This is a genomic window from Bradyrhizobium sp. AZCC 2289 (assembly GCF_036924615.1).
Classification (GTDB): domain Bacteria; phylum Pseudomonadota; class Alphaproteobacteria; order Rhizobiales; family Xanthobacteraceae; genus Bradyrhizobium.
The window spans coordinates 5,119,216-5,137,305 of record NZ_JAZHRY010000001.1; the positions used below are offsets into that span (position 1 = coordinate 5,119,216).

21 protein-coding genes are annotated in these 18,090 nt (G+C 63.2%); 6 read left to right on the forward strand and 15 right to left on the reverse strand.

The features are described from left to right. Positions 1-37 precede the first annotated feature (37 nt). From V1289_RS24340 to soxX, 8 genes are read right to left on the reverse strand one after another with little or no spacing between them, the layout of a single operon-like run. Entirely contained in the window at positions 38-481 is a 444-nt protein-coding gene (locus V1289_RS24340) for a DsrE family protein (protein ID WP_442896067.1), read from the reverse strand. Positions 482-492: 11 nt separating this feature from the next. Further along, the gene (locus V1289_RS24345; RefSeq protein WP_442896068.1) at positions 493-978 is read right to left on the reverse strand and encodes a DsrE family protein; all 486 of its coding nucleotides are present in this window, start codon (positions 976-978) and stop codon (positions 493-495) included. Then, the gene (gene soxB / locus V1289_RS24350) at positions 975-2,720 is read right to left on the reverse strand and encodes a thiosulfohydrolase SoxB (RefSeq protein ID WP_334399479.1); all 1,746 of its coding nucleotides are present in this window, start codon (positions 2,718-2,720) and stop codon (positions 975-977) included. Before soxB ends, V1289_RS24345 begins: the two co-directional genes overlap by 4 nt. 39 nt (positions 2,721-2,759) lie before the next feature. Beyond that, positions 2,760-3,065 (reverse strand): hypothetical protein, encoded by a 306-nt coding sequence (locus V1289_RS24355; protein WP_334407642.1) that lies wholly within the window; start codon positions 3,063-3,065, stop codon positions 2,760-2,762. 8 nt (positions 3,066-3,073) lie between these two features. After that, complete coding sequence (soxA, locus tag V1289_RS24360; protein ID WP_334399481.1) at positions 3,074-3,937, reverse strand: sulfur oxidation c-type cytochrome SoxA; 864 nt, start codon at positions 3,935-3,937, stop codon at positions 3,074-3,076. Then, positions 3,934-4,245: a thiosulfate oxidation carrier complex protein SoxZ gene (gene soxZ, locus V1289_RS24365; protein ID WP_334399483.1), complete on the reverse strand. Its 312-nt coding sequence runs from the start codon at positions 4,243-4,245 to the stop codon at positions 3,934-3,936. The genes soxA and soxZ overlap by 4 nt, the downstream gene beginning before the upstream one ends. A 21-nt stretch (positions 4,246-4,266) precedes the next feature. After that, positions 4,267-4,761 carry a thiosulfate oxidation carrier protein SoxY gene (gene soxY, locus V1289_RS24370; protein WP_334399485.1) on the reverse strand — a complete coding sequence of 165 codons (495 nt, stop codon included), beginning with the start codon at positions 4,759-4,761 and terminating at the stop codon, positions 4,267-4,269. A gap of 31 nt (positions 4,762-4,792) precedes the next feature. Beyond that, complete coding sequence (soxX, locus tag V1289_RS24375) at positions 4,793-5,131, reverse strand: sulfur oxidation c-type cytochrome SoxX (protein WP_334407645.1); 339 nt, start codon at positions 5,129-5,131, stop codon at positions 4,793-4,795. Positions 5,132-5,374: 243 nt separating this feature from the next. On the opposite strand from soxX, the gene V1289_RS24380 reads away from it, so the two are divergent. The 4 genes from V1289_RS24380 to V1289_RS24395 all read left to right on the forward strand — a co-directional run bounded on the left by V1289_RS24380 (position 5,375) and on the right by V1289_RS24395 (position 9,327). Next, the gene (locus V1289_RS24380; protein WP_334399487.1) at positions 5,375-6,070 is read left to right on the forward strand and encodes a DUF938 domain-containing protein; all 696 of its coding nucleotides are present in this window, start codon (positions 5,375-5,377) and stop codon (positions 6,068-6,070) included. 99 nt (positions 6,071-6,169) lie between these two features. Beyond that, the gene (locus V1289_RS24385) at positions 6,170-7,408 is read left to right on the forward strand and encodes an MFS transporter (protein WP_334399489.1); all 1,239 of its coding nucleotides are present in this window, start codon (positions 6,170-6,172) and stop codon (positions 7,406-7,408) included. A 113-nt stretch (positions 7,409-7,521) separates the two neighbouring features. Beyond that, complete coding sequence (locus V1289_RS24390; protein ID WP_334399491.1) at positions 7,522-7,884, forward strand: nuclear transport factor 2 family protein; 363 nt, start codon at positions 7,522-7,524, stop codon at positions 7,882-7,884. A gap of 210 nt (positions 7,885-8,094) precedes the next feature. Beyond that, the gene (locus tag V1289_RS24395; protein ID WP_334399493.1) at positions 8,095-9,327 is read left to right on the forward strand and encodes an MFS transporter; all 1,233 of its coding nucleotides are present in this window, start codon (positions 8,095-8,097) and stop codon (positions 9,325-9,327) included. Positions 9,328-9,414: 87 nt separating this feature from the next. On the opposite strand, the gene V1289_RS24400 is transcribed toward V1289_RS24395, so the two are convergent. Both V1289_RS24400 and V1289_RS24405 read right to left on the reverse strand, forming a co-directional pair. Continuing rightward, a complete protein-coding gene (locus tag V1289_RS24400) occupies positions 9,415-9,909 on the reverse strand; it encodes a VOC family protein (RefSeq protein ID WP_334399495.1) in 495 nt (164 codons plus the stop codon). 167 nt (positions 9,910-10,076) lie between these two features. Beyond that, positions 10,077-10,622: a carboxymuconolactone decarboxylase family protein gene (locus V1289_RS24405; protein WP_334399497.1), complete on the reverse strand. Its 546-nt coding sequence runs from the start codon at positions 10,620-10,622 to the stop codon at positions 10,077-10,079. 159 nt (positions 10,623-10,781) lie between these two features. Between V1289_RS24405 and V1289_RS24410 the strand changes: the two genes are divergently transcribed. Then, complete coding sequence (locus tag V1289_RS24410) at positions 10,782-11,966, forward strand: acyl-CoA dehydrogenase family protein (RefSeq protein WP_334399499.1); 1,185 nt, start codon at positions 10,782-10,784, stop codon at positions 11,964-11,966. 155 nt (positions 11,967-12,121) lie between these two features. Continuing rightward, complete coding sequence (locus V1289_RS24415; RefSeq protein WP_334399501.1) at positions 12,122-13,261, forward strand: acyl-CoA dehydrogenase family protein; 1,140 nt, start codon at positions 12,122-12,124, stop codon at positions 13,259-13,261. A 296-nt stretch (positions 13,262-13,557) separates the two neighbouring features. On the opposite strand, the gene V1289_RS24420 is transcribed toward V1289_RS24415, so the two are convergent. From V1289_RS24420 to V1289_RS24440, 5 genes are all read right to left on the reverse strand, one after another. After that, positions 13,558-14,595 (reverse strand): amino acid ABC transporter substrate-binding protein, encoded by a 1,038-nt coding sequence (locus V1289_RS24420; protein ID WP_309181404.1) that lies wholly within the window; start codon positions 14,593-14,595, stop codon positions 13,558-13,560. 56 nt (positions 14,596-14,651) lie between these two features. Continuing rightward, the gene (locus tag V1289_RS24425; RefSeq protein ID WP_334399504.1) at positions 14,652-15,245 is read right to left on the reverse strand and encodes a L,D-transpeptidase; all 594 of its coding nucleotides are present in this window, start codon (positions 15,243-15,245) and stop codon (positions 14,652-14,654) included. A gap of 262 nt (positions 15,246-15,507) precedes the next feature. Further along, positions 15,508-15,636 carry a DUF2474 domain-containing protein gene (locus V1289_RS24430; protein ID WP_143205052.1) on the reverse strand — a complete coding sequence of 43 codons (129 nt, stop codon included), beginning with the start codon at positions 15,634-15,636 and terminating at the stop codon, positions 15,508-15,510. Then, entirely contained in the window at positions 15,636-16,646 is a 1,011-nt protein-coding gene (cydB, locus tag V1289_RS24435) for a cytochrome d ubiquinol oxidase subunit II (protein ID WP_334399508.1), read from the reverse strand. Before cydB ends, V1289_RS24430 begins: the two co-directional genes overlap by 1 nt. Next, positions 16,643-18,052 (reverse strand): cytochrome ubiquinol oxidase subunit I, encoded by a 1,410-nt coding sequence (locus V1289_RS24440; protein WP_334399510.1) that lies wholly within the window; start codon positions 18,050-18,052, stop codon positions 16,643-16,645. Before V1289_RS24440 ends, cydB begins: the two co-directional genes overlap by 4 nt. Positions 18,053-18,090 lie beyond the last annotated feature (38 nt).

Consider the following 18,090-nt stretch of genomic DNA (forward strand, 5'->3'; position numbering starts at 1 on the left):
CTCCACAGGGCGGCCATTTCGAAGGATTCTTGCTCCCTCAAGGCCGGACGTAACTCCAGCCCTGCTCCTGCAATTCCATCAGATGCACCACGCCTGACGGTACCACCGTGGCTTCGGGCAGCACCGAAATCGCGTGTCCCTCGGTCTTTTCCATGCCCTGTTTGGTGTTGTTGCAGGCGGAGAACTGGATCTTGCCCGGGAAAACCATGTCCTTGAGCCGCTTGATGCGGTCCTGCACCGGCGAGGTGTCGGCGCGCAGCATGTGCAGGCCGGGACCGTAGGCGACGACGTCGATGTCCACATCCTCATTCTTCGCGCGGTAGTACTCGATCACGTTGGTGGCGTTGTTGAGCACCATATTCATCACCTGCGGGTCGTTCTGGTCGATCTGGATCGAGATGCGATGGGCCTTGTCGGCGGCAAGCGCGCTAGTGGCGAAGGCGAACGACAGCATGGCAATGGTCGCGAGACGGCAAAACATGATAAAACTCCTTAAGGCCTGACCAGTGTATACCCGTTTTCGGTCAGCAGCAGGATCTGCGCGACGCCGACCTGAACCGGTGTCGCGGCGGCGATGAATTCCGGCCGTTTGCCGGTGTCGCGTTCGATCGTATCCACGGTGTTAAGGCAGACGTCGAAACGCACGCCTTGCGCGACCAGGCTCTCGACCCGTTGGCGGTGGTCGTTCTCCGGGCGCAGCAAATCGATTCCCGGACCGAACGTCACCACCTCGATCGCGACCTTGTCGGGATCGTAGGCCTTGAGCAGGTTATAGGCGACGCTGATGACGAGGCTCTGTTTTTTCGGGTCATTGTCCGAGAGTTGCAATACGATGCGGTGATCGGCGAACGGTTTGTCGGGCAATGACGCCGGCTGGGCCCGGGTGGGCGAGGAGACCGCTGCGGTCATCAACGCCACTATCAGGGCGCTACCGAGCGCGCCAAGGATCGACCGCCGATATCTGGCAAAATGCCTCATACCCGTTCCGCTATTCCCGGATTGTCATCGACGCCTTTCAAGGTGACGCCGGTACCGCGCGGGTCGCGCATCTTCTGGGACCGCAGATGCCTGGCGAAGACGTCCCACACCGGAATTCCCTTTTGCTCGTTGACGGACGCCCAGCCCGCCACCTTGTAGCTCTTGCCGGCATCGAGCGGACGGCCGTCATCGAGCTTGAGGTCGGAAATCCGGCGCCCGGCGGCCTCGGCCGGCGTGCAGGTATAGGCGAAGCCGCCGACGCGAACCATGTCGCCGCCCTGCTGATAATAGGGATCGGCATTGAAGAGATTGTCGCAGACGTCTTCGAGAATGTCCCTGATCTGGCCGCCGGTCATGTTCAGGACGTAGGTTTCGGGATAGGTGATGGCGGTCTCGGTCAGCAGATCTTCCATCGTCACCGGCTGGCCCGGCAGTACGCTGTTGCCCCAGCGGAAGCCCGGTGACAGTGCGATCTCGGCGTCGAGTTCCGAACGCAGCGCGTCGCAGATCAACTGGTCGACGGTGCCGCCGAAATTGCCGCGACGATAGAGCAGGCGATCGGTGGTCGCGATTTTCTCGGCGTAGGCTGCCGCATGGGGTCCACGTATCTTGTCGATCAGCGCCTGCATTGCGGCATCCGGCTTCAGCAGTTCCGAGAATACCGGCAACAGCCGGTAGCGCACGTCGGCGACCCGGCCCTTGGCGATCTCGAGATCGAGCACGCCGAGGAATTTTCCGCTCGATCCGGCATTGGTGACGAGCGTGGTGCCGCCGGCATTGCTCACGGGAATGGGCTGCGGCACCGCATCGTGGGTATGGCCGCCGAGAATGACGTCGATGCCGGTGACGCGGCTGGCGAGCTTGAGATCGACATCCATGCCGTTATGTGACAGCAGCACCACGGCATCGACCTTGTCGTTGTTGCGATGGGCGTCGATCAGCTTCTGCAATTCCTCGTCGCGGATGCCGAATTTCCAGTCCGGCGTGAAGCGCTTGGGGTGCGCGATCGGCACGTAGGGAAAGGCCTGTCCGATCACGGCCACGCGATGGCCGCCGATCTCCTTGATGAGCGAAGGCTTGAACACCCGTCCCGAGGCGGGATCGAATGCCTTGGCGTCGTTGAAGGCGGCTTCCTCGGTGAGGAAGACGTTCTGCGCCAGGAATTCGCCCTTGAAGCGTTCAAGGTTGGCGTGCAGCGCCTGCTCGCCATAGGTGAATTCCCAATGCCCGGTCATCGCCTCGATGCCGAGCAGGTTCGCCGCCTCCACCATGTCGGCGCCCTGCATGGTATTGGCAAGCCCGGTGCCCTGCCACAGATCGCCGCCGTCGAGCAGCAGCGAGCGCCCTGGCCCGGCATCGCTGCGCAGGCGGTCGATCAGCGTCTTCAGATGCGCAAAACCGCCGAGCTTGCCGAATCGTCCGGCGGCCTTTTCGAATTCGAGAAACGTGAAGGCATAGGCGTCGGCGCTGTCGGGCTTGATGCCAAACCGGTCGAGAAAGGCGCGGCCGACCAGATGCGGCGGCTTTCCGGCCATCGCACCGATCCCGAGATTGACGCTCGGCTCGCGGAAATACACCGGCAGCAGCTGCGCATGCGTGTCGGTCATGTGCAGGATGCGCGCGTTGCCGAAACGCTCGAGATCGTAGACGCTGTTGTCGGCGGCGCGCGCGATCCGCGGCACGCCGCCCGAAAGCATGGCGGCACCGGCGAGCGTCAGAAAATCCCGGCGGCGGATGGTCATAAATTATCTCCGCGCCTGCAAGAGGGGCCGAAAGAGGAGTTAGCGAATTTCCATGGCTTTCCAGCGTTCTTTCTCGCTTGTGGCCTGGAAGATCGACGCTCTTGCCAGCGCTTCGGCTTCTTTTGCCGACGCAACGGCTGCGTCGAAGTCGCCGGCATCGGCAGCCTTCTTTGCCGCCGCCAATGTCGCCGCGGTCGTGGTCCATTGGTTGCGCAAGCTGCCGGCCTCCTTGTTGGCGGCCTCGGCCGCGGCGTAGGCGGCCTTGAAGTCGGCTTCGGTGCTCGCGGCCAGCGCCGACGCCGCGCCTGCGAGCAGAAGCGTCGCTGCGAGGATCGTTTTAAGCATTCTGGAGCTCATGGCCGCGCTCCCGGGCCGGAAATCGGCAGTCCGTTGCTGACATAGGACAGATAATATTCGAGATCGCGGTATTCATCGGCCTGCGGATCGAGCGGCACGCCGCGGATCTGGCTGTTGCAGGTGGTGAAGCGGCGGCTGGTGGTGCCCATGCCGCTCCATTCCGAGCGGTAGATCGGCAGCGCGTTGAGAATGCCGAGCGCGGGCGCCAGCACTTCGGCGCGGATGCGCTCGCCCGGGCTCTGGACGTGACAGGTGGCGCAGGAGAAATTGAGCTGGCCGCGGCGGGTGTAGAAATATTCCTTGCCCTTTTGATAGGCTTCCAGCGCGCGCGGATCGTTGGGGATCTTGATGTCGAAAGGCTTGCCGCGCGAGGTGAACGCCATATAGGCGGTCAGCGCCGCCATGTCGTCCTTCACATAGGAGAATGGCGCTTCGCCATTGGCTTCGCGGCAGCGGTTCAGCGCCAGTTCCAGCGTGACGACCTTGCCTTCCTTCTCGTCGAAATACGGATAGTTCTGCCGGATGCCGATGCCCTTATTGGGGAAGCAGTCCTCGTAGCTCTTTCCGTTCTTGAACGGCTTTGAGAACATCTCCTTGCCGGCTTCGAGCGAGAACTCGTACGGCGGGAATTGCTCTTTCTCTTCCCATTGCCTGTGCAGGTCCTCGTTCATCGAATAGGGACCGTTGACGAAATCCTCCGGCTTCAGCCTGGGGAATTTGTCGGTGAAGAATTTCTTGAACGCCGTGGCGTCGGCGGCCGGATCGACGGTGTCGGCGGCTGCCACCGGCGGCGTCGCAAACGCCAGCAATGCCAGTGCCAGCGCGGCGGAAGCAACCGGGATCGCGGACCGCGCCTTCATTGAATCTTCGCCGTGGTGGTGTCGGTCGCGCCCTTGTTGTCGACCCAGTTCACTTTCAGATCGTCGCCCTTCTTGCCGCCCTTGAAGGCGAACTTGACATAGGGGTCCTTGGAGATGCCGCCGCCCCAATCGGCGACGAACACGGCCTTGCCGTCATATTCGAAGGTCAATTCCTGGATGAAATGCGGCGGGATGATCTGCCCCTGGGCGTCCTTGACGAAGCCGGAATCCATCGGGTGCTGGATCAGCGCCTGCACTTCGGTGGTGTCGCCGTTCGAGGTGGCGCGCACGCGAATGGTCGATGTCATTGGTTTCTTCCCTGTTCTGACCTAGCCGCCGCAGCCGCCGACGGTGACTTTGACTTCCTTGGTGGCGCTGTACAGCTTGCCGCCGGCTTCCACGATGACGATCACGTTGCTGGTCTTCGCCATCTTGATGCGGTTGGCCACGCTCGGGATCGTGCCCGCGGGAATCTTGTACGACGCAATCAGCGCGTTCGGGTTTTCGCTGACCAGGAACGCGATCGAGGTCACGTCAGTCAGTGTCGTAGAGACCGAAACCGGAACCACGGCGCCGTTCTCCGCGATTTCAGGGGCGTCCATCTTTACCTTGTCCGAGAGCTCGGCGGTCCTGCCGTAGAGCAATTTGACCGCATCGGCCTCGCTCTTTTGCTTGAACGCCTCCTCCGGATATTTGTCATTGGCCGCGGCGAAGGCTTGCCTTGGATCGAAACCGATGACGCCAAGCCCGGCCAGCGCGATCGTGCCGGCGCCCTTCAGCACCAGCCGCCGCGTCGCCGAAAATTCATTGTCCGTGATGCTCATCCGAAAGCTCTCCTGGCGTGCGCTTCTCGCGTCACAGCGTCTGCAGAAAATCCACCACCGCGCTGATCTCCTTCTCGGACAAAATCCGGTTTCGTCCGAAGGGCGGCATCACGGTCTGCGGATTGCGCTTGGTTTCGTCCGACACAATGGCGACGAGGTCGTCGCGATTGGGGTATTTGGTTTTGATGTCTTTCAGTTCGGGGCCGATGGTGCCGGGAAGGTCGCCGCCCTTGATCATATGGCAGGTCAGGCAATTGCCCTTGCCGCGGTCGAATGCGAGCTTTTGGCCCTCGGTGGCGGCGGATTGTGCATGAGCGGGGCCCGCGACGGCGGCGCCGATCAACAGCGCCAGGACCAGAGCTGGCTTCATGGAGGAAGTGGCGATCAAGGGCGTTTCCCGGACGTTATATCGACGATCCCTGTGCAATATAGGGGGTCAAAAAGCACAAAGGCCATCGGCTGGCAATGTGGAGAATAGGCGCGGGGAGACGGAGGTTAACGCACTGACCCAATGCACCCCGCGGAAGCTCGATTGTTCCCTCGCATTGCAGTCATTCCGGCCAAATTTTGCAGGCGGCGCCCGTGCGGTCTAAAAGGGCACGGGAGAGTGGCCGTGGCGGAACATGTGGTGGAATTCGGCAAGGATGGCAGGCCGGTCGAACCCGACGGCCGGCTCGACGCGGCGGCGTTCCACCGCAACCACGCGCCGATCTCCGCGGTTTTGCTGAAATTCCTCGCCGGCAAAACCGGCGACGTGCTGGAGGCCGGCAGCGGCACCGGCCAGCATGTGGTGCATTTCGCCCGTCACGCCCCTGACATCACCTGGTGGCCGAGCGACACCAACGAGGCGCATCTGAACAGCATCGGCGCGTGGCTGAAACATTCAGGCCTGCCGAACATCCGCCCCGCGCTGCGGATCGATCTCTCCAATCCCGCCTGGTGTCATCAGATGCACGACGGCAGCGGCCCCGGCAGATTGCTGGCGGTGTTCTGCGCCAATGTGATCCACATCGCGCCATGGCGCGTTGCCGAGGGCCTGTTTGCGGGCGCCGCGCGCTATTTGCGCTCCGACGGGCGGTTATTTCTTTATGGCCCGTTCAAGCGCGACGGCAAGCACACCGCGCTGAGCAATGCCGTATTCGACACCAGCCTTCGCAGCCGCGACCCCGACTGGGGCGTGCGCGATATCGGCGACGTCGAGACCTTGGCCGACGGTGTTGGTCTCGCCCTGATCGAAACCGTGCCAATGCCAGCCAACAACATGATCCTGATATTTGGGCGATCAAAAAAGGGTGACGCCAGCGCATAGCGCGCGCCCGTTTGCATCGGTTGATCGCGCGGCGGCTCCTCTTCATAGTGCCGGGAATCACCAAGGCTCCCGGCCGGGGCCTGCCGGGCGGGAATGCCGATGCTGGATACGACAGCCACCGACGAGATCGCCAACGACGCGCGGGCGCGCTCCAATGTTCTGCGGCTGGCCGCGGCGCAGGCGCTGACCGGCGCCAATTCGGCGGTGATCTTCGCCACCGGCTCGATCGTCGGCGCGACGCTGGCGCCATCGATCTCGCTCGCAACCGTGCCGCTGTCGATGTATGTGCTGGGCCTCGCCGCGGGCACGCTGCCGACCGGCGCGATCTCGCGCGCCTATGGCCGCCGCGTCGCTTTCATGATCGGCACCGGCTGCGGCGTAGCGACCGGCGCGCTCGGCGCGTTCGCGATCCTGCATGCCTCGTTCTGGCTGTTCTGCTGCGCGACCTTCCTCGGCGGCCTCTATGGTGCAGTGTCGCAATCCTACCGCTTTGCCGCCGCCGACGGCGCCAGCACCGCGTTCCGCCCCAAGGCCGTATCGTGGGTGATGGCGGGTGGCGTATTCGCCGGCGTGCTCGGTCCGCAGCTCGTGCAGTGGACCATGGACATCTGGCCGCCCTATCTGTTCGCGTTCAGCTTTGTGGTGCAGGCGCTGGTCGCCTTGATCGCGATGGCGGTGCTGACCGGCGTCGATGCGCCAAAGCCGGCCGCCGCCGACCTGCATGGCGGCCGGCCGCTGTCCGAGATCGCGCGGCAGCCGCGCTTCATCGCCGCCGCCCTGTGCGGCGTCATCGCCTACCCCATGATGAACCTCGTCATGACGTCGGCGCCGCTCGCGATGAAGATGTGCGGCCTCTCCGTCAGCGATTCCAATTTCGGCATTCAGTGGCACATCGTGGCGATGTATGGACCGAGCTTCTTCACCGGTTCGCTGATCGCCCGCTTCGGCGCGCCCGTGATCGTGGCGATCGGCCTGTCGCTGGAGGCGGTTGGCGCCATGATCGGGTTGTCCGGCATCACCGCGATGCATTTCTGGGCTACGCTGGCCGTGCTCGGCGTCGGCTGGAATTTCGGCTTCGTCGGCGCGTCGGCGCTGGTACTGGAGACGCACCGGCCGCAGGAGCGCAACAAGGTGCAGGCCTTCAACGATTTTCTGGTGTTCGGGATGATGGCGGTCGGGTCGTTCTCGTCCGGGCAGCTGTTGGCCAATTACGGCTGGTCGGCGGTCAACATGGTGGTGTTTCCGCCGGTGCTGCTCGGCCTTGCGGTGCTGTCGTTCGCGTCGTTCGCGAGGCGGCGGCGGAGATTGCAGGCGCTGTCGGACATTTCCGGTATCTAATTCCATTGTCACCCATAGCGTTTTCAAGCGGGGCCTGTCCCGCACTTGATGCGGGATGGATACCGCTTCGCGTCACGAAAACGCGCCAAAAAACAGGAAACGTTGGAGGTTGCATGCCGTCGCGCGCCCCTCTCGATGAGTTCATTGCCGTTGTCGTATCCGGCGACCACGCCGGCGCCATCGAGCGCTATTACACCGAAGATGCCAGCATGCAGGAGAACACCGCGCCGCCCCGGGTTGCCCGCGACGTGCTGGTGGCGCATGAACGGGCCGCGCTGGAACGGGTGAAGAGCGTAACGTCGACCTGTGTGACCTCGATCGTTGAGGGCGACCGCGTCGCCATCAACTGGGTTTTCGAATTCATCGACCACGCCGGCAAGACGACACGGTTCGACGAGGTCGCATTGCAGGAATGGCGCGGCGACAGGATCTTTCGCGAGCGGTTCTTCTACGATCCGTCCAAGCTCCGGGCCTGATGACAGCTGCTGACAGTTCGGCAGCGGTCGAAGTGACGCCCTGCTTGACCTGCTAAAGGTCTTCGTCATGCCCGGGCTTGTCCCGGGCATCCACGTCCTACTTTCTGAGGAAGCGAAGACGTGGATGGCCGGGCATAGGCGAGCGGAAGCGACGCCGTCCTTCGGACGGCTATGCCCGGCCATGACGAACAATAACGAAGAGCCGAGAAATTGGACGCATCCACTCACGCCACCATCGACGAAACCTCCATCCGCTACGAAGGCTGGCGGATCGTGCTGGTCTGCTTCCTGCTCGCGACCTTTGGCTGGGGGCTCGGCTTTTACGGCCAGAGCGTCTATGTCGCCGAACTGCACCGGCTGCGCGGCTGGCCGGCGTCGCTGATCTCGTCCGGCACCACGTTCTTCTACCTGTCGGGTGCGGCGCTGGTCGCCTTTGTCAGCGAGGCGATCAGGTCGTTCGGTCCACGCAAATGTCTGATCGCGGGCACCTTTGCGATGGCGGCGGCCGCCATCTCGATCGGGCAGGTGCGCGAGCCTTGGCAACTCTATGCGGCGAACGCGGTGCTGGCGTTCGGCTGGGCCGGCACCAGCCTTTCCATCATCACCAACACGCTCGGCCTCTGGTTCGACCACAAGCGCGGCATGGCGATCAGCCTGGCGCTGAACGGCGCAAGCTTTGGCGGCATTGCCGGCGTGCCGCTGCTGGTGGCCGCGATCGGCTATTTTGGCTTTTCGGGCGCGATGATCGCGGCGGCAGTCGCGATAATCGTGCTGATGGTGCCGGTGATCCTGATCTTCGTCGGACAACCGCCGCTGCACCTGAGTACGAGCGCGCTGGCGGCCTCAGACGCGCCATCCGCCACCCAAATCCGTGCCCGCGCACTGCGCGATATCGGTTTCCTCTCGGTCTCCGGCGCCTTTGCGCTGGTGCTGTTCGCGCAGGTCGGCTTCATCGTTCATTTGATCTCGTTCCTGGATTCGGTGATCGGACGCGAGCGCGCGGCGATTGCAGTGGCGTTGTTGACGGCGATGGCGGTGGTCGGGCGCGTGCTGTTCTCGTTCGTGATCGACCGGCTCAACCAGCGGCTGGCGTCGTCGCTGTCGTTCGTCAGCCAGGCGGTGGCGCTCGCCGTCATCATCAATGTGCACAACGACATTGCCTTGATCGCGGCCTGCGCGCTGTTCGGATTTTCGGTCGGCAATCTGATCACGCTGCCGTCGCTGATCGTGCAGCGCGAATTCGACCCGCGGTCGTTCGGCGTGCTGGTCAGCCTGATCACGGCGATCAACCAGATCACCTATGCGTTCGGTCCTGGCGTGGTCGGGGTGCTGCGGGACGCCTCGGGAAGCTATGCGCTGCCGTTCTACGCCTGCATCGGGCTGGAACTGACCGCGGCGGTGCTGATCATGATCCGCGGGCGGCGCACAAAGACCTCATCCTGAGGAGCGCGAAGCGCGTCTCGAAGGATGGGCCGCGGGCCTCATGGTTCGAGACGGCGCAAGGGCGCCTCCTCACCATGAGGGATCTGCCTACGCCTGCCGCTGCCGCAGTAATTCGTCGAGGTCGAGCCGCTTCGTGAACATCGACAGCGCGCCGTCCGGCGTGCGCGGCCATTGCTCCTTCGGCCGGTCCCAGTACAACTCCACGCCGTTCTCGTCGGGATCGCGCAGATAAAGCGCCTCGCTGACCCCGTGGTCGCTGGCGCCGTCGAGCTCAATACCGGCGCTGATCACGCGATAAAGCGCATCGCCCAGCGCCGGACGGGTCGGATAGAGGATCGCGGTGTGGAACAGGCCCGTCGTGCCCGGCGGCGGCGGATGGCCGCCTTTGCTTTCCCAGGTATTGAGCCCGATATGGTGGTGATAGCCGCCGGCCGAGATGAACGCCGCGCCGGAGCCGAGCCGTTGCATCAGCTCGAAGCCAAGCACGCCGCAATAGAAGCCCAGCGCGCGGTCGAGGTCGGCGACCTTGAGGTGGACGTGCCCGATCCGGGTACCGGCGATGATGGGTGGATTGTCGGGCAAAGCGTTCTCCATTCGAAGGGTGTCGTGCCCCGGATGCTGCGCAGCGCGCCAGCGGTGTGCGCTGCTAAGCCGGGGCCCATAGCTCGCGCCGGATGGGTCCCGGCTCTGCGGTGCACCGCTGAAGAAGCGCTGCACCGCGTCCGGGACACGTAGGCGGCGATCACGCCTCACGCAAGGTCGGACACTTCTCCCGCCGGCAGTTCAAACTCAAAGGTGTTGAGCGTCATCGACACCATCGTGTAGTAGCCGCACAGCCCGATGATCTCGACCACGCCGCGCACGGTGAGCACCTTGACGGCGTCGTCATAGAGCGCCTTCGACACGCCATGGCCCTCGTGCAGCGATTTGGCGACGTCGTAGATCATTTTACCCTTGGGATCGTCGAACACAGGCGTGCGGCGGTCGCGGATGTCGTCGATGATTTTCGGGTCCATGCCGCCTTTCAGTGCAAGGCGCTTGTGCGCGTACCATTCGTAATGCGAGGTCCGGTGCCGCGCGGTGACGAGGATCGCGATCTCCGACAATTTGGCCGGAAATATCGTATCGAAGCGCAGCACGCCGCCAAGGCGCGTGGCATGCCGGGCCATTTCGGGACTATTGAGCCAGGCCATCATCGGCGCCGGCGGGGCGCCCCGTTTGCCTGCAATCGACTCGTCGTAGGTTTCTTTTTGGTCCGCGCTCATTTCGCCAGGCGAAAGCAACTTCAGGCGCATGTCCGTTTCCTCTTGTTTTTCAATCGTTACGCGCTTTGCGAATACACCTGATCGCGCGGCATGACCACCGCCGCTCGGGCATGGCATGACGCAAGACATATTGAATTTCGCGGTGCGCTGACTAAGGTCCTTTCCAACTCGCCAATATGGAAACGCACCATGCCCGATCTGGAAAATTTTCGCCGTGAAACCCGCGCCTGGCTGCAGGCGAACTGTCCGCCCGAGATGCGGCGGCCGATGACCTCGGACGCGGACACATTCTGGGGCGGCCGTAACGCCAAATTCTCGTCCGAGCCGCAGCGCGTCTGGTTCGAGCGGATGCGCGACAAGGGCTGGACGGTGCCGCATTGGCCGAAGGAATATGGCGGCGGCGGCCTCGATGGCGAGGAAGCCAAGATCGTGCGCCAGGAGATGGCCGCGATCGGCGCCCGCCAGCCACTGGTCTCGTTCGGCATTTCCATGCTCGGGCCGGCGCTGCTGAAATACGGTACCGACGCGCAGAAGAAGGAACATCTGCCCAAGATCACGGCGGGCCTGATCCGCTGGTGCCAGGGCTATTCCGAGCCAAACGCGGGCTCCGACCTCGCCTCGCTGCAGACCCGCGCCGAGAGCGACGGCGACGATTTCGTCATCAACGGCCAGAAGATCTGGACGTCATATGCGAACTACGCCGACTGGATTTTTTGCCTGGTGCGCACCGATGGCACGGCCAAGAAACATGACGGCATCAGCTTCATCCTGTTCGACATGGCCTCGAAGGGCGTGTCGACAAAGCCGATCCTGCTGATCTCGGGCTATTCGCCGTTCTGCGAAACCTTCTTCGACAATGTGCGGGTGCCGAAGTCGCATGTGGTCGGCACCGTCAACCGCGGCTGGGATGTCGCGAAATATCTGCTGCAGCACGAGCGCGCGATGATCTCGGGCATGGGCGAGCGCGGCGTCGGCCGGCCGCTTGGCCAGGTTGCCGCCGACTCGGTCGGGACCGACGAGCAGGGCCGGCTGGAAGATCCGATGCTGCGCGGCCAGATCTCGACCTTCGAGATCGACGAGGCGGCGTTGTCGGCGGCCGCGGAACGCGCGGTCGATCTGGCGAAATCCGGTCAGTCGCATCCGGCGTTTTCGTCGGCGATGAAATATTACGGCACCGAGTTGAACAAGCGCCGCTACGAAATCCTGATGTCAGCCGGCGGTATCGACGCGCTGGAATGGGAGAGCGAGCGCTCCAAAGGCGGCGCCCGCCCGCGCGCCTGGCTGCGCACCAAGGCCAATTCGATCGAGGGCGGCACCAGCGAGGTGATGCTCGGCATCGTGGCCAAGCGTATCCTGGATCTGCCGGGGGCGTAATATCCCTACCGTCATGGCCGGGCTCGTCCCGGCCATCCACGTCTTGCTTTTGTCGGTGTACCAAAGAAAGACGTGGATGCCCGGCACAAGGCCGGGCATGACGACTTCATGTAAATTCGCGCCACTCGATCAATATCAAACCGGAATCCCCTCAAATGGCCCTCGTCCTTACTGAAGAACAATCCATGCTGCGCGACAGCGCGCGCGGCCTCATCAGCGACAAGGCGCCGGTGTCGCATCTGCGCGCACTGCGCGATGCCAAGGACGCAGTCGGATTTTCCCGCGATCTCTGGAAGAGGTTTGCCGAGATGGGATTTTCCGGGCTGCTGGTGCCGGAAAGCTTTGGCGGCAGCGGGCTCGGTTGCGTCGAGGCCGGCGTGGTGATGGAAGAAATCGGCCGCACCTTGATGCCGTCGCCGTTTCTCGCCACGTCGGTGCTGGCGGCGTCCGCGTTGTCGCGCGGCGGCAGTGATGCGCAAAAATCCCAGCATCTGCCAAAAATTTCCGACGGCTCGCTGCTCGCGGCGCTCGCGGTCGACGAAGGCGCCAAACACCGCCCGTTGCAAACCAGGATGCAGGCGGTGCGCTCCGGCAACGGGTTCAAGCTTTCCGGCGACAAGGCCTTTGTGGTCGACGGCCACACCGCCGATCTCCTGATCGTCGCGGCGCGCACCGGCGGCGCCGCCGGCGAGCGCAACGGCCTGACGCTGTTCCTGGTCGATCCGAAGACCAAGGGCATTGCAATCGAGCGCACGGCGATGGTCGATTCACACAATGCGGCACGCATCGTGTTCGAGAATGTCGAGGTCAATGCCGATCATGTGCTTGGCGAGGTCGATCAGGGCTATCAGCTGCTCGAGGGCGTGCTCAATATCGGCCGCGGCGCGGTTGCCTCCGAAATGGTGGGTCTCAGCGAAGAAGTGTTCGGCCGCACCGTCACCTACCTCAAGGAGCGCAAGCAATTCGGCAAGCTGATCGGCGAATTCCAGGCGCTGCAGCATCGCGCGGCCCAGCTCTATATCGATATCGAGATCACCCGCGCGGCGGTGCTGAAGGCGCTGCAGACGCTCGACGGCGATTTCGATCGCGCGGGTGCAGCGGTCGCCGTCGCCAAAGCGCGCGCCGGCTCAACCGCGACGCTGGCGGTTCAGGAAGGCGTCCAGATGCACGGCGGCATGGGCATGACCGACCAGTTCGATATCGGCTTCTTCATGAAGCGGGCGCGGGTCTGCCAGGAATTGTTCGGCGACAGCAACTTCCACGCCGACCGGCTGGCGCGGATGAAGAATTATTGAGTGCCGGGCTCCGTCGCCCTTCGAGGCGCGCAAGTGCGCGCACTCAGGGTGACGGAAACGAGAGAGCTTGATCCGCATTCAACGTCATCCTGAGGAGCGAGCCTTGCGGTGCACTTGCACCACTAGGCGAGCCTCGAAGGATGGCCACACCAAGACCGTCGTCGCCCGGCTTGACCGGGCGATCCAGTATTCCGCGGCGGCTGCGTTAAAGCGGAAAGGCCGCGGCGTACTGGATCACCCGCTTTCGCGGGTGATGACGAGTCGTTGTTTGGCTGGCTTACGAGCTAATTGGAAGCTTACCTGATCGGCGGCGCGTACTGAATCCCGCCGGCGCTCCAGAGCTGGTTGAGCCCGCGCGGGATCTTCAGCTTCGACTCGGCGCCGACATTGCGCTCATAGACCTCGCCGTAATTGCCGACGTGGCGGATGATGCGGGCAGCCCAGTCCTTGGTCAGCCCGAGGTCCTCGCCGTAACTGCCTTCGGTGCCGACCAGGCGCATCACCTCGGGCTTCTTCGACTTCAACGCCTCGTCGATGTTCTTGGAGGTAATGCCGAGTTCTTCGGCATTGATCATCGCATAGAGCGTCCACTTCACGATCATCATCCAGTCGTCGTCGCGCTGCCGCACCACGGGCGCCAGCGGCTCCTTGGAGATGATGTCCGGCAGGATGATGTGGTCGTTCGGCTTGGAGAGATTCAGCCTGAGCGCATAGAGCTGCGAGGCGTCGGCGGTGAAGGTGTCGCACTGGCCGGAATCATAGGCTTTGACCACCTCCTCCAGCTTGGGGAATTTCATCTCCTGGTATTTCATGTTGTTGGCGCGAAAATAGTCCGCGAGGTTGAGCTGCGTGGTGGTTTCCGCCTGCACGCAGATCTTGCTGCCATTGAGGTCGAGCGCCGAGTCGATCTTGCGGGCCGCCGGCAGCATGAAGCCTTCGCCGTCATAATAGGCGACCGCCGGGAAGTAGAGATCGTAATTGGTCTCGCGCGACATGCTCCAGGTCGAGTTGCGGGAGAGGATGTCGACCTTGCGGTTCTGCAACTCCTTGAAGCGTTCGCTGGCATCGAGCGGAATGAATTTCGCGGCCTTCGGATCGTCGAAGATCGCCGACGCCACCGCGCGGCAGAAATCGACGTCAAAACCGCTCCAGTTGCCCTTGTCGTCGGGGATCGAGAAGCCGGGCAGGCCGGCATTGACGCCGCAGAATACTTCGCCGCGCCGGATCGTGCGCTTCAGGGTTCGGGTGTCGTATCGTTCATAGGTGATGGCAACGGCCGCGATCGCGACTGCGACCGCCAGACCAATCAGGAGGCCGCCTCGGAATGTGCGCATGATTTATCTCTCACCAATGATCGGGAAAACGGATGTCAGCGAAGCTGGAGCGGCGGTTACAGTTCGGGCTTTTGCCGGATAATTACCTTGGTTCCGACGGGCACGCGATCGTAGAGATCGGCGACGTCGGCGTTGACCAGCCGGAAGCAACCGGATGAAACCTTGGTGCCGATCGTGTCGGGACGGTTGGTGCCGTGGATTCGGTAGACGGTGGTGCCGAGATACATGGCGCGGGCGCCGAGTGGGTTGCCGGGTCCACCGGCCATGAAGCGCGGCAGATAGGGCTGGCGGGCAATCATCTCCGGCGGCGGCGTCCAGTCCGGCCATTCCGCCTTGCGGGTGATGTTGACTAGGCCCTGCCACTGGAATCCGTCGCGCCCGACGCCGATGCCGTAGCGCAGCGCGCGGCCGTTGCCCTGCACGAGATACAGATGGCGTTCGGCGGTGGAGATGATGATGGTGCCCGGCGCCTCATTGGTGCGGTAGTACACCATCTGCTTGCGGTATTCCGGATCGAGCTCAACGCTGTCGTCCGGCAGAAGCCCTGGCTGGTCGCCCACGTCGGGCTGCTGGGCGTAGCTTTGCGAGGCTGAAAGCATCAGGCCACCGGCGGCGACCACCATCCAGATCAGGTGACGAAACTTGGTCATGGAAAGCTCTCCCGGTTGGCCTTTAGCCAAATCAGCGCATGATCCGCCAAAGTGTAAGCGGTTTGGCGATAAGATCATGCGCCATTTATTACTAGAGCGCGGTCGGACGCAAAACCGGTACCCACTTTTGCTGACCGCGCTCGTGAACCATCAAATCTCAGTGACACCTTGATGGCAAGTTCAAGGCGAGTGCATCAGATACATCGCTGGAATGTCTTCGTTTTTTGGAGATCGCAGTTTTCGGATCGTTACGCAACCTGCCTCATTTCGGTGCGATCCAGAGCCGCAGGCCAAAAGAGATCAAGGCGACGGTGCCGACGCCGCCGAGCCAGAGGGCTGCGAACCACAACAGCCGCTGCGTCAGCGGGCGTGGATTTTCCTCTCGCGGCATCAATGATAGCCGCTCCCGTGCCTGACCTTGCCGCGGAACACCCAGTAAGCCCACGCGGTGTAGCCGAGGATCAGCGGCACCAGCACGCCGACGCCGAACAGCATGAAGATCTGGCTGTTCGCGGGCGAGGCCGCCTGCCAGATCGTGATGCTCTGCGGCACGATGAAGGGGTACATGCTGATGCCCAGGCCCGCATAGGACAGCGCAAACAGCGCCAGCGTCAGGAAGAACGGCTGGTAGTCGTATTTGTTGGCGAGGCTGCGCAGCAACAACACTGTCACGCCCGCCACCGCGAGCGGCACCGGCGCGGTGAGGATGATGTTGGGCCAGGCGAACCAGCGCTGCGTGTACTGCACGTGGAGGAACGGTGTCGCGATGCTGACCGCGCCGATCGCGCCCAGCATCGCCAGCAACAGTACCCAGCTCAAATGATAGGCGCGGTCACGCAAACTGCCTTCGGTCTTCATCACCAGCCAGGTCGCGCCCAACAGCGCATAGCCGATCACCAGTGCTGCACCGGTCAACAGGCTGAACGGCGTCAGCCAGTCCCACCAGCCGCCGGCATAATGCCGTCCCTCGACATGCACGCCCTGCAGGATGGCGCCGAGTGCGATGCCCTGCGCCAGCGTCGCCACCAATGAACCGCCGGCAAAGGCGATGTCCCAGCGGTTGCGCTCGCTCTGCGTCGTCCGCCAGCGGAATTCGAAGGCGACGCCGCGAAAGATCAGCCCGACCAGCATGGCGATCATGGGCGTGTAGAGCGCCGGCATCAGCACCGAATAAGCCAGCGGGAACGCGGCCATCATGCCGCCGCCGCCCAGCACCAGCCAGGTTTCGTTGCCGTCCCAGACCGGCGCGACGCTGTTCATGATGACGTCGCGATCGGCTTTCTCCGGGAATAGCGGAAACAGGATGCCGAGGCCGAGGTCGAAACCGTCCATCACCACATAGACGAACACGGCAAACGCGATGATGAAGGCCCAGATGGTGGCGAGGTCGATGGGGATCATCGGGCTGCTCCCTCGACGACGACGCCGGCGGCGGGCGTGATGCCGGCGGCGCGGGCAGGCGCGTCGTGCGACGGCCCCTGTTCGCCGTGATGCGGGGGCTGCGCCATCAGGCGCAGGATGTAGATCACACCGGCGGTGAACACCGTGAAATAGACGATGACGAACGCGATCAGCGACGAGCCGACCGCAGGCGCCGCCAGCGGCGAGGCGGAATCAAGCGTCCGCAACAGCCCATACACCGTGAACGGCTGGCGCCCGGTCTCGGTGGTGATCCAGCCCGCAAGCACGGCGATGAAGCCGGCCGGGCCCATTGCCATCGCGAACAGGTGCAGCAGGCGGAATTCATAGAGCTTGCCGCGCCAGCGCATCCACAGGCTGAGCAGGCCGAGTCCCATGATCAGGAATCCGAGACCGACCATGATCCGGAACGACCAGAAGGTGATCGGCACCGGCGGCCAGTTTTCGCGCGGCACTGTGTCGAGGCCGGCCATCGCCGCATCCGGGGAATGTTTCAGGATCAGCGAGCCCAGTTTCGGGATTTCGACGGCGTATTTGACCTTGCCGGCGGTCTGATCGGGCAGGCCGAACAGGATCAGGGGCGCGCCGTCCTTGTGGCTCTCGTAATGGCCTTCCATCGCCATGATCTTGGTGGGCTGATGCTCCAGCGTGTTGAGGCCGTGCTGGTCGCCGGCGAGAATCTGGATCGGCGCCACCAGGGTTGCCATCCACATCGCCATCGAGAACATCACGCGGGGGCCGGCGAGATGCTGGTCGCGCAATAGATGATAGGCGCCGACCGCGCCGACCACGAGCGCGGTGGTCAGATAGGCCGCCAGCACCATGTGTACGAGGCGGTAGGGGAACGACGGATTGAAGATCACCTGGAGCCAGTCGGCGGCGACGAACTGGCCATCGGCATTGATGGCGTAGCCCGCCGGCGTCTGCATCCAGGAATTGGACGACAGAATCCAGAACGCCGAAATCAGCGTGCCGATCGCGACCATCAGGGTCGCGAGGAAATGCAGTTTGTGACCGACCCGTTCGAGGCCGAACAGCATCACGCCGAGGAAGCCGGCTTCGAGAAAGAACGCGGTCAGCACCTCATAGGCCATCAACGGCCCGATCACCGGCCCGGTCTTGTCGGAAAACGCCGACCAGTTGGTGCCGAACTGGTAGGAGATCACGATGCCGGACACCACGCCCATGCCGAAGGCGACGGCAAAGATCTTCAGCCAGTAATTGAACAGGTTGATGAAGACCTCGCGCCCGGTCCACAGCCAGAGCGCTTCAAGTACCGCCAGATAGCTCGCAAGCCCGATCGAGAAGGCGGGGAACACGATGTGGAACGACATCGTGAAAGCAAACTGCGCCCGGGCCAATACTACGGCGTCCCAGCCTTCGAACATGCGCACCATCCATCGCCGGTCTCTTGGGCACGATCTTG